Below are 14,540 nucleotides of genomic sequence, written 5' to 3' on the forward strand. Positions count from 1 at the left end.
CGGCCGTAACGCTCAGTCGGCGGGTACGACCCTCGGCTGGCCTACCGCGGAAAGCGCGACCGCGCGGGCGTACCGGATGGCGGCGGGGGTGTCCGGGAAGAGCAGTTCCTCGCGACGTAGGTCGTCAGCGACTCCGAGGGTGGCGAGGACCTGGTCGTGGGCGGGGGTGATGCCGGAGAGCAGGACGATGATTCCGCGTCCGCGTAGCCGCCGGATCGCGTCGCCGAGGACGTGCGCACCGGTGGCGTCCATGGTGGTCACCCGGGACATCCGCAGGATGACGACACGGACGTCGGTGACCTCGGAGAGTTCGAGGAGGAAGGTGTGGGCGGCGGCGAAGAAGAGTGGTCCGTCCAGCCGGTACGCGACGATGTGTTCGGTGAGCAGCGCGTACTCCTCGGCGCTGTGCTCCCCTGGGTCGAGGGGCACCTGTTCCAGCCGGGCGCTGCGGGCCACCGCGCGCAGGGCGAGCACCACGGCGACGCCGACGCCGACCGCGACGGCGGTGACGAGGTCCCAGATCACGGTGACGGCGAAGGTGAGTACCAGCACTACCGCATCACCCCGGGTGGCCCGGGCCAGCGCCCACAGCGAGCCAGCCTCCACCATGCGGACGGTGGTGGCCAGCAGCACCCCGGCCAGGGCGGCGAGCGGGATCCGGCCGACCAACGGCGCGGCGGCCAGCACGATCGCCGCGAGGGCGACGGCGTGGGTGAGGGCCGCCAACTTCGACGCGGCCCCGGCGCGGACGTTGACAGCTGTCCGGGCGATGGCGGCGGTCGCCGGGATGCCGCCGAAGAGCGGGGCGGCGAGGTTGGCCAGCCCTTGACCGAACAACTCCCGGTCCGGGTCATGCCGCTGGCCGACGGTCATGCCATCGGCGACGGTGGCGGAGAGCAGGCTCTCCAGGGCGGCGAGCGCGGCGACGGCGAGAGCGCTGGGCAGCAGCACGCCCAGCGCGTCGAGGTCGAGGAAGCTGAGCGAGGGCGCGGGCAGGCCCTGCGGCAGCGCGCCGATCCGGGCCAGATCGACCGGGATGAGCTCGGCGAGGGCGGTGGCAGCCCCGACGCCGAGCAGGGAGAATGGCAGGCCGGGTCGCCACCGGGCACCCAGCAGCATCAGCGCCGCGACGGCGAGGGCCACCGCGAGCGCGGCCGGCCGCGGGTGTACGACGAAACGGGCGACCGCGTCGAAGGCGACGGCCCAGACCTTCTCCCCGTGCGCGTCGCTGACGCCGAGTGCGGCGGGTACCTGTTGCAGTGCGATGACCACGGCGATGCCGGCGGTGAAACCCTCCAACACCGGGGTGGGCAGGTAGCGGACGTACCGGCCCAGGCGGGCCAGGGCGAGCGCGATCAGCACGAGGCCGGCCATCGCCCCGACCATGAGCACGCCGGTGGCTCCGAACTGCTGCACCACCGGCACCAGCACCACTGTCATCGCCCCGGTCGGCCCGGAGACCTGGAGGTTGGAGCCGCCGAAGACAGCGGCCACCGCGCCGGCGATCACCGCGGTGATCAATCCGGCCTGGGCGCCCAGGCCGGAGGTGACGCCGAACGCCAGGGCCAGCGGCAGCGCCACCACTGCCACGGTGAGCCCGGCCAGCAGGTCGCGACGCGGTGAGCGGTGGACCGCTGCCCAGTCGGCCCGGCCGGGCAGCAGGCCGAGAAGCCGCTCTCGGGCCACCGGGATGGCGCCGCTCACCTGTCCGCGCCGGTGGCGCGCAGCTCACCGAGGAGTCCGTCCCGGTCGGTGAGGACCGCGCCGAGGATCCGACGCCCGGCGGCCAGCAGGTCCGCCACGTCCGGGGTGCTGAGCGCGTACATGACGAGGGGACCGTCGCGGTGTGAGGTGACCATCCCGGCGCGGCGCAGCACGGCGAGTTGCTGGGAGAGGTTGGAGGCCTCGACCTCGATGACGGCGAGCAGGTCGCGGACCGGCTTCGGGCCGTCCTGGAGCAGTTCGAGGACCCGGATGCGCACCGGGTGCCCGAGGGTGCGGAAGAGTTCCGCCTTCGCCTGGTACAGCGGGACCGACATGAACACCCTCCCCGATCGATACGAAGACTTTAGCACTTGAAGAAGTCTTCAATCGGTGGGTGCGACGGTGCGACCGTCCGCCCACGTCGTCGGCGGGGAGTCCCCCGTCAGATGTCGTTGACGCAGCGCAGCACCGGGCGGGTGGTCAGCGCCCGGTCGTCCAGCGGCGCGTCCGCCTGCACGGTGAAGGTGGTCGACTCGCCGGGCAACAGGGTGACCAGCGCCTTGTCCGCGGATGCCGCCGGATCGAGGCGGTCCGGGAAGAGCGTCAGGTCGCGCAGCACCGTGCGGGCCGTGACCCGGACCCGCTGACCGCCGTCGACCGGCTCGACCGTCGCGTCCCAGGCCGCCGCCGGCCAGTCCACGTCCCGGTCCTCGGCGAAGAACCACAGGGCGCGCTCAGCAGTGTCACCGGCCTCCGCGACCAGCAACTCGCGACGACCTTCGTCCGGCCGCGTCAGGTCCGCCGGCAGCGCCAGCACCACCGAGGAGTACGCCGGGACGTCGAGGTCCACCGAGGTCTTCGCCCTCGGCTCCCCGGTGAGCGTGAACCGGGTGACAGCAGCGGGCGCGGCCCATGCCTCTGCGGTTTCGTTGACCGCGACCAGCGCCAGGCCGCCGTCGCGGGGCTGCACGGTGAGGAGCCGGTCGGCGTACGCGTGGCGCAGCGCGTACCACAGGGGTTTGCGGCGGCCGTCGCCGTCGACTGCCGACCAGGAGGTCACCGGCCAGCAGTCGTTGAGTTGCCACACGATGGTGCCGGCGCAGACGCCCCGGTGGGAGCGGAAGTGTTCCACCCCGAGCTGGATGGCGCGGGCCTGGTTGAGCTGGGTGAGGTAGTGCCAGTCGTCGAAGTCCGCGGGCGACGGCAGGTGCGCGTCCAGGCCGCGTTGCAGCTTCGCGTCCCCGTCGGCCGCCTTCTGGTGGTGTGCCATGCCCGGTGAGTCGTGGGCCAGCGGTTCGTCCGAGATGGACCGGCGCAGCGTGGCGTACGCCGGTGGGGCCTGGTAGCCGAACTCGGCGACGAAGCGCGGCACCCACTCCCGGTATTTGGTGTAGTCGTCGGTGTTCCACACGTCCCAGATGTGGGTGGTGCCGTGCGCCGGGTCGTTGGGGTGGATCGTCTCGCTGCCCGACCAGGGGCTGCCCGGCCAGTACGGGCGGGTCGGGTCCAGTTCGCCGACGATCCGGGGCAGCACGTCGAGGTAGTAGCCACGTCCCCAGGTGCGCCCGGCGAGGGCCGGCTGCCAGTCCCAGTCGTGCCAGCCCCAGATGTTCTCGTTGTTGCCGGTCCAGAGCACCAGCGACGGGTACGGAGCGAGCCGGGTCACCTGCTCGGCGGCCTCGGCGGCGACCTCGGTGCCGAACGGTTCCTCCTCCGGGTACGCGGCGCACGCGAAGAGGAAGTCCTGCTGGACGAGGAGTCCGCGCTCGTCGGCGAGGTCGTAGAAGTCCGCCGACTCGTACCGGCCACCGCCCCAGACCCGCAGCAGGTTGACGTTCGCGGCGACGGCCTGGTCGAACCGCTCGGCCAGCCGGTCCCGGGTGACCCGGGTGGGGAACGCGTCGTCCGGGATCCAGTTGACGCCGCGGACGAAGACAGGGGTGTCGTTGACAACCAACGAGAACGGGGTGCCGTGCTCGTCGGGTGTGGTGTCCAGGCGGACCGAGCGGAAGCCGATCCGGTGCGACCAGCTGTCCAGGATGTCGCCGTCCGGTGCGTGCAGGGTCACGTCGATCGGGTGACGCGCCTGGTCGCCGTACCCCCGGGGCCACCACAGCGCGGGTTCGCGGACGGTGAGGGTCAGCACGGCGGTGCGCTGCCCGGCCGGGACGACCACCTCGGCGCGGGTGCCGGCCACGGCGGCGCGGACGGTCAGCGGGACGTCCACCACCCGCTCGACCTCGACGTGCAGCTCGACCCGGCCGTCGCGACCGTCCATGGTGACGAGTGGACGGACGGTGTCCAGCCGGGCGGTCGACCAGGCGTGCAGGCTGATCTCCTGCCAGATGCCGGCGGTGACCACTGTCGGCCCCCAGTCCCAGCCGAAGTTGCAGGCCATCTTGCGGATGAAGTGGAACGGTTCGGGGTAGGCGTTCGGCCGGTCGCCGAGCCGCGCCTGCTGCGCCTCGGCGTAGCGGTACGCGGAGTCGAAGGTGACGACCAGGTCGTTGTCACCGTCGCGCAGCAGCGGTCGGACGTCGAACCGGTAGCCGCGGTGCATGTTCGCGGTGCGGCCGACCTCGACACCGTTGAGGGTGAGGGTGGCGACGGTGTCCAGGCCGGCGCAGACCAGGTCGACGCGGTCGTCGTCGCCTGCCCGGTGGACGACTGTGGACTGGTAGACCCAGTCGGCGCGCCCGATCCAGGCCACCGCCCGTTCGTTGTCGTCGAGGTAGGGGTCTGCGATCAGCCCGGCGTCGAGCAGGTCGGTGTGCACGCAACCAGGCACGGTCGCCGGCACTGACCGGCCGGCGACCTCCTCGGGCACCTGCGCTCCGGGGGCCGCTCGCAGGGTCCAACCGTCGTAGAGTGCCTGTCGGCGCAAGACCTCACCGCACCTTCCCGCATCGAAGGACGTTTACTGAACCGGATAAGCTAGGCAACCGTACGTTTCGGCCTCCGCACTGTCAACGGCCGGTTGACGCCCGCGGCAGCACGTCCGCAGCAACACGTTTGCAGCAGCAAAGGAGCACGCCGGTGAAGCGGCCGACCATTGCCGACGTCGCCCAGCGCGCGGGGGTGTCCAAGGGTGCCGTGTCGTACGCGTTGAACGGGCAGCCCGGTGTCTCCGAGGCCACCCGGCAGCGCATCCTGGCCATCGCCACGGAGATCGGGTTCAGCCGGAGCAGCGCGGCCCGCGCCCTCTCCGCCGCCACCGCCGGAGCGATCGGCCTGGCCCTGTGCCGACCGGCCCGGACACTCGGCGTCGAGCCGTTCTTCATGGCGCTGATCAGCGGCGTGGAAGCCGAACTCTCCGCCCGCTCGTACGCGCTGACCCTGCAGGTGGTGGCCGACCACGACGCCGAGATCGCGGTCTACCGGCGCTGGTGGGGCGAACGACGGGTCGACGGGGTGCTCGTCTGCGACCTGCGCACCGACGACCATCGCATCCCCGCACTGGAACAGCTGCAACTGCCGGCGGTGGTGATCGGCGGCCCCGGCGGCACCGGTGAGCTGGCGAGTGTCTGGTCCGACGACGCCGCCGCGCTGACCGAGACGGTGGAGTACCTGGTCGCGCTCGGGCACCGGCGGATCGCCCGGGTCGCCGGCCTGCCCGACCTGCGGCACACCGAGATCCGCACCGACGCCTTCACGGCGGTCCGCCAACGACTCGACCTGGTCGACGCGGTCACCGTGTGGTCCGACTACACCGGCGAGGAGGGCGGCCGGGCCACCCGCCGCCTGCTCAGCTCGGCCCAACGGCCCACCGCGGTCATCTACGACAACGACGTGATGGCCATCGCCGGGCTCTCCGTCGCGCAGGAGATGGGCCTGACCGTGCCCGGCGATCTGTCCATCGTGGCCTGGGACGACTCACCGCTGTGCCGCCTGGTGCACCCGCCCCTGACGGCGCTGGGTCGGGACATCCCCGCGTACGGCGCGCACGCCGCCCGGCAACTGCTCGCCGTCGTCGCCGGGCAGCCGGCCGGCCGCGTGCAGGATGAGACGCCCCACCTCACCCCGCGCGGCAGCACCGCACCACCGCGGAGCAGGTGAACCGGTTAACCTACGCGTTTCAGCGGGACGCTGAGGGAAACTCCTCGAAGTACGCCTCGACCCGCTCGGCCGTCGCCGGACGGGCCAACGCGAACCCCTGCCCGTACCGGCAACCACCCCGGCGTGCCCCCTCGACCTGGGTCGACGACTCCAGTTCCTCGGCGACGACCTCGACGCCCAGCCTCTCGCCCACGTTGACCACCACATCGATCAGCGGTGGCTGCCCGTCCGACCGTGCGCCCACCAGCTCCGGGCCCACCTTGAGCAGGTCGATCGGCAGGCGGCGAAGCTGAGCCAGGGAGGCGTGCTCAGCCCGGAAATCGTCCAACGCGGTGCGCACGCCCAGCGACCGGAGCCCGGCCATCCGAGCCACCACGGTCGGCAGGTCACCGGCCACCCTCGGCTCGCTCACCTCCACCACCAGCCGCTCCGGCGGCACCCCGTACGCGGCCAGCACGGCCGCGAGGCGCTGGACGAAGTCGGGAGTGGTCAGCTCCCGGGTCGTGACGTTGACCGCCATCCACAGCTCCCGGGCACCCACCGACCAGTCGGACAACTGCCGGCAGGCCCGGTCCAGCACCCACCACTCCAACTCACCGACCAGGTCCAGATCCTCGGCGACCGGCAGCAACTCGCCCGGAAGCACAGTGCCGAGCACCGGGCTGCGCCACCGCAGCAGCGCCTCCGCACCCACCGGCTGCAAGTCGGCCAGGTCGACCACCGGCTGGTAGACGAGATCCAGTTCGCCGCGCGCCACCGCACCGGGCAGCTCGCGCTCCAGGTCGAGCCGGCGCACCAGCTGTTCCTCCAGGAACGCGTCGTACCACTCCACCCGGTCCCGGCCCAGCTGCACGGCCCGCCGCCGGGCCAGCTCGGCCTGCCGGAGCACGTCCGCCGGCCCGGCACCGCTCACCTCGGCCAGGCCGATGCTCGTCTGCACGCGCAGCATCGCGCCAGCCAGCCGGTAGGGCGGACTGAGCGCGCTCAACAGTCGGGTGCCCAGCGCGTACGCCAGCACCGGGCCGGCGGCGGTGACCACCGCGAACCCGGTACCCGCGCACCCGGCGACCAGATCGTCGGGGGCGATGACCGCGCGAGCCCGGTGCACCGCCTCGGCCAGCACGTCCTCCCGGGCCGCCGGGCCGGCCCCTTCGGCGCCGTGCAGGTCGACCAGGAGCAGCGCGCCGGCCGGCACCGGAACGTCGCCGATCGCGGCCAGGGCGTCCAGCAGGGCAGCCCGGTCGCCGGGCGTGCCGCCCGCCGCCGCGACGGGCCGGCGGTCGAGCCCCGGCCACGCGGGATTGTGATCAGGCGACCAGGTCGAGCCGGCGCCGGTCGCGGGGCCCGCGCCGTCCGGGGAGTCGGGGCCACGCTCGGGCGGCTCCGGCGTGCCCGACCAGCCTGCCGGGCCCGCACGGCGGTGCCGCAGCGACCGACCGGGCGGCCGGCGATGGGCGGCCCGCCGAACGGACGTGGGCGTTTCACCCGCGCGCAACAGCTCGCGCAGCACCAGGGGCGGCACCGCCGCCAGGGCCAACAGCACGCTCGTCCGGTCCGGTGCGCGGCCGGCGCCCAGGTGCAGACCCGACGCCAGCAGCAGCACCGCCGCGGGGAGCACCGCCCGAGGCCAGGCCGCCGCGACCGGCTCGGCTGGCTCCGCGTGGTGCGCCGCAGCCGCGGCGCCGACCGCGACGAGCAGCATTCCGAACACCAACGGGGGTACGGCCAGCAGGGCCAGCCGCCCGGCCGGTGCGGACGGCAACGCGGCCAGCAGCACCAGCCCGCCGAGGGTGAGCAGGACGCCACCCCGGCAGACCGCCGCACCCGAGCGCCGCCGCGGCCCCGCGAACGCGTTCAGCGCGGCCATGCCCAACCCGCCGAGGGTCAGCGCGCAACCCAGCCGAACCGCAGCCGGCAGGCCGTCCTCGGGCAGCAGCAGCCAGCCGGCGAGGGCCAGACCGACGGCCGGGCCGGTCGAGTCGACCAGCCCGCGCAACCAGACGGAGGTCGCCGGCCACGAGCGGCCGGGGAGTCGGTACAGACCGCTCGCCGCGAGGGCCGCCACGATCAGCGACCCGATCAGCACGGCGCGGGTCTGCCCGATGTCTGCCAGGGGCAGCACGACGGCGGTGAGACCGGCCGCCACCACCGCCGCGTCGAGCAGCACGCCCGCCGCACGCGGTGTCGGGTCGGTGCCGCGCCGGGTGGCCAGCCGGGAGAGTCGCAGCCCGGCGAGCGTGGCGCCGGCACCGGCGGCCAGCGCGATCACCACCGAGGCCGGGACTAGGTCGGCGGCACCGGCGAGGAGGAGCAGCGCCACCGCCGCGCACGTGGCGGCCTCCGGTGCCGCACGGCGGGGAATCAGGACGCGGAGCGGGTACGCGAGGAGCACGGCGGGCGCCTTCGTGAGGGGGCACGGGGGCGGTGCGGCGGTGCGGGACATCGGACGTTGCGAATCCGCTGTCCACGATTGACAACGATGGACGGCCAAACTGGTTACTTGCCGGTTACTCAGGGAAAACAACGACCCGTGTCACTGTACGGTGTGCCCCAGGCTGCTGGCACCGCCCGCCGCGAGTCGAAACGACCGGAAGTGGGATCATCGGAGGGTGAGTAAGCCCGACACGGTCCGCTTCCGGTACAACCAAGCCATCCTGGTGGCCGCGATCATCGCCTTCGTCGGCGCCCTGCCGCTGGCCAACGCCCGGGCCTACCTGCTGCCGGTGCTGCTCGTCCCGCTCGCCGTCGCGGTGTGGGCCTGGCGGGCCGGCACCGACGCCGACGCGCGAGGGCTGCGCCTTCGGGCGTTGGTTGGGCAACGACGGATCGACTGGGACCAGGTCCTGGAGCTGAGCACCGACCAGCGTGGGCGCGCGGTCGCCCGGCTCGACGACGGCCAGCAGGTCACCCTGCCGGCCGTCCGTGGGGCAGATCTGCCTCAGCTGGTCGCGGCAACCGGCCAGCCACTGCCTGACGCTGGGCTGGACGCGCCCGGTCAGTAGCCGTCGACCACCCTGTTGATCAGCGGTTGCCCGGCGGCGAACCGGCGTACCTGGTCGCCCACCAGTCGGTAGGCCCGCGGCAGCAAACCCCGCACCGACCCGGCCACGTGCGGGGTGAGCAGCACGTTCGGCATGGTCCAGAGCGGGGAGTCGGCGGGCAGCGGCTCCGGATCGGTGACGTCCAGCGCCGCCGAGATCCGACCGGTGCCCAGCTCGGCGACGAGCGCCTCGGTCTGCGCCACCGGCCCCCGGGCGGCGTTGACCAACAGGGCCCCGTCCGCCATCGCGGCCAGGAACGCCTTGTCGATCAGCCCACGGGTCTGGTCGGTGAGCGGCACCAGCACCACCACCACGTCCGCCTCGGGCAGCAGCCGGGGCAGCTCCTCGACGGCGTGCACCCCCTGCTCCGGCCGGGCCGTCCTGGCGACCAGGGTGAAGCTCACGTCGAAGGGGGCGAGCCGGTCGCGCACCGCGGTGCCGATCGAGCCGGCGCCGATGATGAGCACCCGCTTGCCGGTCAGCTCGTCGGTCGGGGCGTTCTCCGCGTTCGCCCAGCGCCGCTCGGCCTGGGCGCGGACGAACGCCGGGAACGCCCGGAGCTGGGCGAGGATCGCGGTGACGACCCACTCGGCGGTGGAGGGGTCGTGCACGCCCCGGGCGTCGCAGAGCGTGACAGCCGGCGGGGTCCGACCGGCCCAGGCGTCCGCCCCGGCCGAGAGCAACTGCACCACCGCCAGGTCGGGCAGCTCACGCAGCACCGCCGTCCCGTCCGAGCCACCCAGGAACGGCGGCACCCAGAAGCGGACATCCGCCGCCTCGGACGGCATCCGGTCGGTGTGCTCGAAGACCTCCACGGTCACGTCCGGGGGCAGCTCGCCCAGGAGGTTCAGGCCGGCCTGGTGCGGAATCCATACCTTCACGTCCGCCGACGATAGTCCCCGTCGGCGCGGAGGGTGCGGGCACGGCGGCGAACCGGCACCCCGGGCGATGGCGCACACGGCCGCGGCGGGCGAGACTCAGCACAGCGATGTTCCAACCAGTCCCCCGCGAGGTATAAGGAAGGGTCGGAGGGCCGGTCCGCCTCCGCCCGGCAGACAGGTGCACGATGATCGACGGCTCCCCCGCCTCCGCCCGGCGTTCGATTGCGCCCCCCTCGGTGCTCGGCGACCCGGCGCGGTTGCGCGCGCTCGCCGACACCGGGCTGGACGCCGCTCCGGACGAAGCGTTCGACCGGTTCGCCCGGCTGGTCAGCGATCTGTTGGACGTGCCGGTCGCGCTGGTCTCGCTGGTCTCCGCCGACCGGCAGTTCTTCCCGGGCGCGGTCGGTCTGCCGGAGCCCTGGTCGGAGCACCGACAGACCCCGCTGAGTCACTCGTTCTGTCAGCACGTGGTGGACATCGAGGTGCCGATGGTGCTGCCGGACGCCAGGCTCTACCCCCGCGTCCGGGACAACCTGGCCATCGACGACCTCGGCGTGGTCGCGTACGCCGGGATGCCGCTGACCGACCTCTCCGGCCGGGTGCTCGGCTCGCTCTGCGCCATCGACAGCAAGCCCCGCGACTGGACGGCTGCGCAGCTGCGGACCTTGGCCGACCTGGCCGCCGCCTGCTCGTCGGAGCTGCGACTGCGGATCGCCCTCGACGGCGCGCAGGAGGCGCGGCGGCGGGTCGTGCAGGCGCATGAGCGGTTGGAGCTGCTGGCCGGGGTGAGCGAGACGCTGGCCGACACCCTCGACGTGGGCACCGCGCTGCGCCGGCTCGCCGCCACCATGGTGCCGTTGCTGGCCGACTGGTGCCTGCTCACCCTGATCGGGCCGACCGGTCTGCCCCGCGAGGTGGTCTCGGTGCACCGGGACCCGGCCCGCGCGGTGGACGTCGACCGCTTCGCTGAGCTGCTACGCACCGGGCTGAGCCCTGATTCGATCATCCGAGCGGTGCTCCGGACCGGCCAGCCCCGGCTCGGCAGCGTGGCGTCCCTGGCCGACGTGGAGCGGGGCACCACCCATCCGGAGATGGCGACGATCGCGGCCCGGCTGGGCATCGCCTCCTACCTGAGCGTTCCGGTGCGGGGCGTCGGCGGCACGGTGCTCGGGGCGATCACCCTCGTCAACGGCGGCCAACGTCAGCAGTTCGACGACCGGGACCTGCTCACCGCTGTCGACATCGGCCGCCGGGCCGGCCAGGCAGTCGGCAACAGTTCGATGTACGGCGAGCAGCGGCACGTCGCCGAGGTGCTGCAACACAGCATGTTGCCCCGGCTGCCGGTGGTGGCGGAGCTGGAGCTGGCGGCCCGCTACCAGCCGGCAGCCGACCGGGTGGAGGTGGGCGGTGACTGGTACGACGCCTTCATGCAGCCCGACGGCGACCTGATCGCGGCGATCGGGGACGTGGCCGGGCACGACATCGAGGCTGCGGCGACCATGGGCCAGCTGCGCAACCTGGTGCGGGGCAACGCCTTCGGCCGCCCGGACGCGGTCGGGTCACTGCTGAGCGACCTGGATGGCGCCATCCGAGGCCTGCGGCTGCCGATCGCCGCCACCGCGACGCTGGTCCGGATCTGTCCGCAGCGCGCCGGTGTGCGCGAGGTGACCTGGTCCAACGCCGGGCACCCGCCGGCCCTGGTGGTCCGCGTCGGCGGGGCGGTCGAGGTCCTGGCGGCGACGCCGGAGCCGCTGCTCGGCCTGGCCCGCCCGTCGCGGCGGAGCAGCCACTCGACCAGCCTGGCCACCGGTGACACCCTGCTGCTCTACACCGACGGGTTGATCGAACGACGGGACCGCTCCATCGACGACGGGTTGGTCGAGCTGATGGGCCGGCTGTCCGGCACCCACACGCTGCCCCTCGACGACCTGTGCGACCTGCTGCTCGCCTCGATCCGGCACCGTGAGGACGACACCGCGTTGCTGGCCGTACGGGCACGGTGACCGGCCCACCGGGGCGCGTCGAGCGGGTCCGTTGGCACCCGTTGGATCTCGACGGGCCCGGCCGGGCCGCCCGGCGGGCTACCCTGGGCCGGGTGAGCGCCCGTCCCCCGTACCCTCGCATCCGCCGCCTCCGGGTGGCCGTCGCGGCGTCCTGCGCGGCTCTGCTGTTCACCGCCGGTTGCAGTTTCGGTGAGCCGGAGCCCGACCCGGCCGGCGAACCGCCCAACCTGCCGACCCCGTCCGTGGCGGCGAGCCCCGGCGGTGCCAGCCAGCAGGCGGTGGCGACCGTGCTGGCCAAGGGTCTGCGGGTGCCCTGGGCCATTGCCTTCCTGCCGGACGGCGGCGCGCTGGTCACCGAGCGGGACAACGGCCGGATCCTGCAGGTCGGGCCCGAGTCCGGGCCGGACGGGCTGCGGGTCCGACCGGTGCAGACCATCCCCGACGTGGCGGCGGCGGGCGAGGGTGGCCTGCTCGGCATCGCCGTCTCCCCCGACTACGCCCGGGACCGGACGCTGTTCGTCTACTACACCGCCGAGCGGGACAACCGGGTCGCCCGGCTGCAACTCGGCGGGCCGGCCACCCCGATCCTCACCGGCATTCCCAAAGCCAATGTGCACAACGGCGGTGGGCTGGGCTTCGGCCCGGACAAGCAGCTCTACGTCAGCACTGGTGACGCCGGTCAGCGCCCGCTCTCGCAGGATGTGAAGAGCCTCGGCGGCAAGATCCTCCGGATCAACCCGGAGGGCAAGCCCGCCGCCGGCAATCCGTACCCCAACTCGCCGGTCTGGTCGATGGGGCACCGCAACGTGCAGGGTTTCGCCTGGGACGCCGCGAAGCGGATGTACGCCGTCGAGTTCGGCCAGAACACCTGGGACGAGATCAACCAGATCACCAAGGGCGGCAACTACGGCTGGCCGGAGGTCGAGGGTCAGGCCGGCGACAAGCGGTTCACCGACCCGATCGCGCAGTGGGCGACCTCGGACGCGTCCTGCTCCGGTCTGGCCGCCACGGAGAGGCTGCTGGTCACCGGTTGCCTGCGCGGCAAGCGCCTCTGGGTGATGGAGCTGACCGACACCGGCACGCTGCTCGGTCAGCCCAGTGAGCTGCTCACCAACCGCTACGGTCGGCTACGCGCGGTGGCCGCGGCACCGGACGGGTCGCTCTGGGTGAGCACCTCCAACCACGACGGGCGGGGCAACCCGGCCGGCGACGACGACCGGCTGCTGCGGGTGGTCTTCGCGGGCGGTGACGGCGGGCGCAGCTGATTTCGTCACCATCCGTTCAGGTTTATCAAGATCTTCTGATGGGCAGGTCAGACTTTCAGCATGGACGGCCAACACGACGACCGGCACGACGACGCCGATGACCGGGACGACCCGGTGACCGGCGAGGACCAGCCGCGCCCGACGGGTTGGTGGGCCGGTGCCGCCGGCCCGCTGCGCCGCGTCGGGCTGATCGTCGCCGTCCTCGCCGTGGCCCTCGCCGGAGCGGTGCTCGGGGTGCTGGCCGGTGGCCAGGTGAGCACCGACATCGGCCCGTTCCGGGCCAACCTCAGCATCTCCCCCGCCCGGGACGGCGGCACCACCGTCGACATCCCGCCGCTCGGCGCGCTGCTGCTCGACAGCCATGACGGGCCGACCCACCTCACCGTCCGGCTGGGCGCGCTCGACCAGGGGCGCACCGAGGCGCTGATCGACGACCCGGCCAGCATCAGCCGGGCCAGCCAGAGCGCCGTGGAGGACGTGCGCTCCGGGGTGATGCGCCTCGGCCTGCGTACCCTCGGCGCGTCAGTGCTGGTCACGTTGATCCTGGCCGGGCTGATCTTCCGCAACGTTCGGCGTACCGCCTGGGCGGGTGGGCTGGCACTGCTGGTCACCGCCGGCAGCCTCGGCACGGCGGCGGCGACCCTTCGTCCGCAGGCCATCGAGGAACCACGCTACGAGGGGCTGCTGGTCAACGCGCCGGCCATCGTCGGTGACGCCCGCCGGATCGCCAACGACTACAGCAAGTACGCGGAGCAGTTGCAGCGCCTGGTCGGCAACGTCAGCCAGCTCTACACCACCGTCTCGGCGCTGCCACTGTTGGAACCGACACCGGGCACCACGCGGGTGCTGCACGTCTCCGACATGCACCTCAACCCGACCGGCTGGCAGCTGATCCGGACGGTGGTGGAGCAGTTCGGCATCGACGTGGTGATCGACACCGGGGACATCACCGACTGGGGCAGCGAACCGGAAGCCTCCTTCGTCGCGTCGATCGGCCTGCTGAAGAAGCCGTACGTCTTCATCCGGGGCAACCACGACTCCGGCAAGACCGCCGCCGCGGTGGCCCGCCAGCCGAACGCGATAGTGCTGAACAACACCACCACCACGGTCGCCGGGCTGACCATCGCCGGCATCGGCGACCCGCGCTTCACCCCCGACAAGAACACCTCCCCCGCCGGCAGCGGCCTGACCCAGCAGGTGGCCGACCAGGTGATCGGGGCCGGCAATCAGCTCGCCGCGACGATCCGCAGCTCACCCCGACCGGTCAACATCGCCCTGGTGCACGACCCGGCGTCGGCCGGGCCACTCGCCGGCACCTGCCCGCTGGTGCTGGCCGGGCACACCCACGCCCGGCAGATCTCCAAGCTGCCGGAGACACCAGGGCAGCAGCCCACCACGCTGATGGTGGAGGGGTCCACCGGCGGTGCCGGGCTGCGCGGCCTGGAGGGCGAGAAGCCCACCCCGCTGTCGATGAGCGTGCTCTACTTCGACGAGCAGAAGATGCTCCAGGCGTACGACACGATCACCGTCGGCGGCACCGGGCAGGCGCAGGTCAACCTGGAACGACGCCTGGTGGAGAACCCGACCGCC

10 protein-coding genes are annotated in these 14,540 nt (G+C 73.1%); 5 read left to right on the forward strand and 5 right to left on the reverse strand.

Annotated features, from left to right (window positions below; all coding sequences use genetic code 11):
• Positions 1 to 12 precede the first annotated feature (12 nt).
• The 3 genes from DLJ59_RS21690 to DLJ59_RS21700 all read right to left on the reverse strand — a co-directional run bounded on the left by DLJ59_RS21690 (position 13) and on the right by DLJ59_RS21700 (position 4,588).
• Positions 13 to 1,704 (reverse strand): SulP family inorganic anion transporter, encoded by a 1,692-nt coding sequence (locus DLJ59_RS21690; RefSeq protein WP_124774462.1) that lies wholly within the window; start codon positions 1,702 to 1,704, stop codon positions 13 to 15.
• On the reverse strand, positions 1,701 to 2,039 hold the full coding sequence (locus tag DLJ59_RS21695; RefSeq protein WP_112604395.1) for an ArsR/SmtB family transcription factor: 339 nt from the start codon (positions 2,037 to 2,039) through the stop codon (positions 1,701 to 1,703). The genes DLJ59_RS21690 and DLJ59_RS21695 overlap by 4 nt, the downstream gene beginning before the upstream one ends.
• 107 nt (positions 2,040 to 2,146) lie before the next feature.
• Positions 2,147 to 4,588, reverse strand: a complete 2,442-nt coding sequence (locus DLJ59_RS21700; protein WP_124774463.1) for a glycoside hydrolase family 2 protein — start codon at positions 4,586 to 4,588, stop codon at positions 2,147 to 2,149.
• A 152-nt stretch (positions 4,589 to 4,740) separates the two neighbouring features.
• Between DLJ59_RS21700 and DLJ59_RS21705 the strand changes: the two genes are divergently transcribed.
• Positions 4,741 to 5,760, forward strand: a complete 1,020-nt coding sequence (locus DLJ59_RS21705; protein ID WP_124774464.1) for a LacI family DNA-binding transcriptional regulator — start codon at positions 4,741 to 4,743, stop codon at positions 5,758 to 5,760.
• A 19-nt stretch (positions 5,761 to 5,779) separates the two neighbouring features.
• Here DLJ59_RS21705 and DLJ59_RS21710 read toward each other — a convergent pair whose 3' ends face one another.
• Positions 5,780 to 8,152, reverse strand: coding sequence for a GGDEF domain-containing phosphodiesterase (locus tag DLJ59_RS21710; RefSeq protein ID WP_244236161.1), 2,373 nt, complete (start codon positions 8,150 to 8,152; stop codon positions 5,780 to 5,782).
• A gap of 217 nt (positions 8,153 to 8,369) precedes the next feature.
• Between DLJ59_RS21710 and DLJ59_RS21715 the strand changes: the two genes are divergently transcribed.
• Positions 8,370 to 8,762 (forward strand): PH domain-containing protein, encoded by a 393-nt coding sequence (locus DLJ59_RS21715; protein WP_124774466.1) that lies wholly within the window; start codon positions 8,370 to 8,372, stop codon positions 8,760 to 8,762.
• Here DLJ59_RS21715 and DLJ59_RS21720 read toward each other — a convergent pair.
• Entirely contained in the window at positions 8,756 to 9,682 is a 927-nt protein-coding gene (locus DLJ59_RS21720; RefSeq protein ID WP_124774467.1) for a 2-hydroxyacid dehydrogenase, read from the reverse strand. The genes DLJ59_RS21715 and DLJ59_RS21720 overlap by 7 nt on opposite strands.
• Positions 9,683 to 9,867: 185 nt before the next feature.
• Between DLJ59_RS21720 and DLJ59_RS21725 the strand changes: the two genes are divergently transcribed.
• The 3 genes from DLJ59_RS21725 to DLJ59_RS21735 form a co-directional block, all read left to right on the forward strand.
• A complete protein-coding gene (locus tag DLJ59_RS21725; protein WP_124774468.1) occupies positions 9,868 to 11,685 on the forward strand; it encodes a SpoIIE family protein phosphatase in 1,818 nt (605 codons plus the stop codon).
• A gap of 92 nt (positions 11,686 to 11,777) precedes the next feature.
• Positions 11,778 to 12,950: a PQQ-dependent sugar dehydrogenase gene (locus tag DLJ59_RS21730; protein WP_124774469.1), complete on the forward strand. Its 1,173-nt coding sequence runs from the start codon at positions 11,778 to 11,780 to the stop codon at positions 12,948 to 12,950.
• 60 nt (positions 12,951 to 13,010) lie between these two features.
• On the forward strand, positions 13,011 to 14,540 hold a 1,530-nt coding region (locus DLJ59_RS21735), incomplete at its 3' end, for a metallophosphoesterase (RefSeq protein WP_124774470.1).

This window comes from Micromonospora inaquosa, from assembly GCF_003857055.1.
Classification (GTDB): domain Bacteria; phylum Actinomycetota; class Actinomycetes; order Mycobacteriales; family Micromonosporaceae; genus Micromonospora; species Micromonospora inaquosa.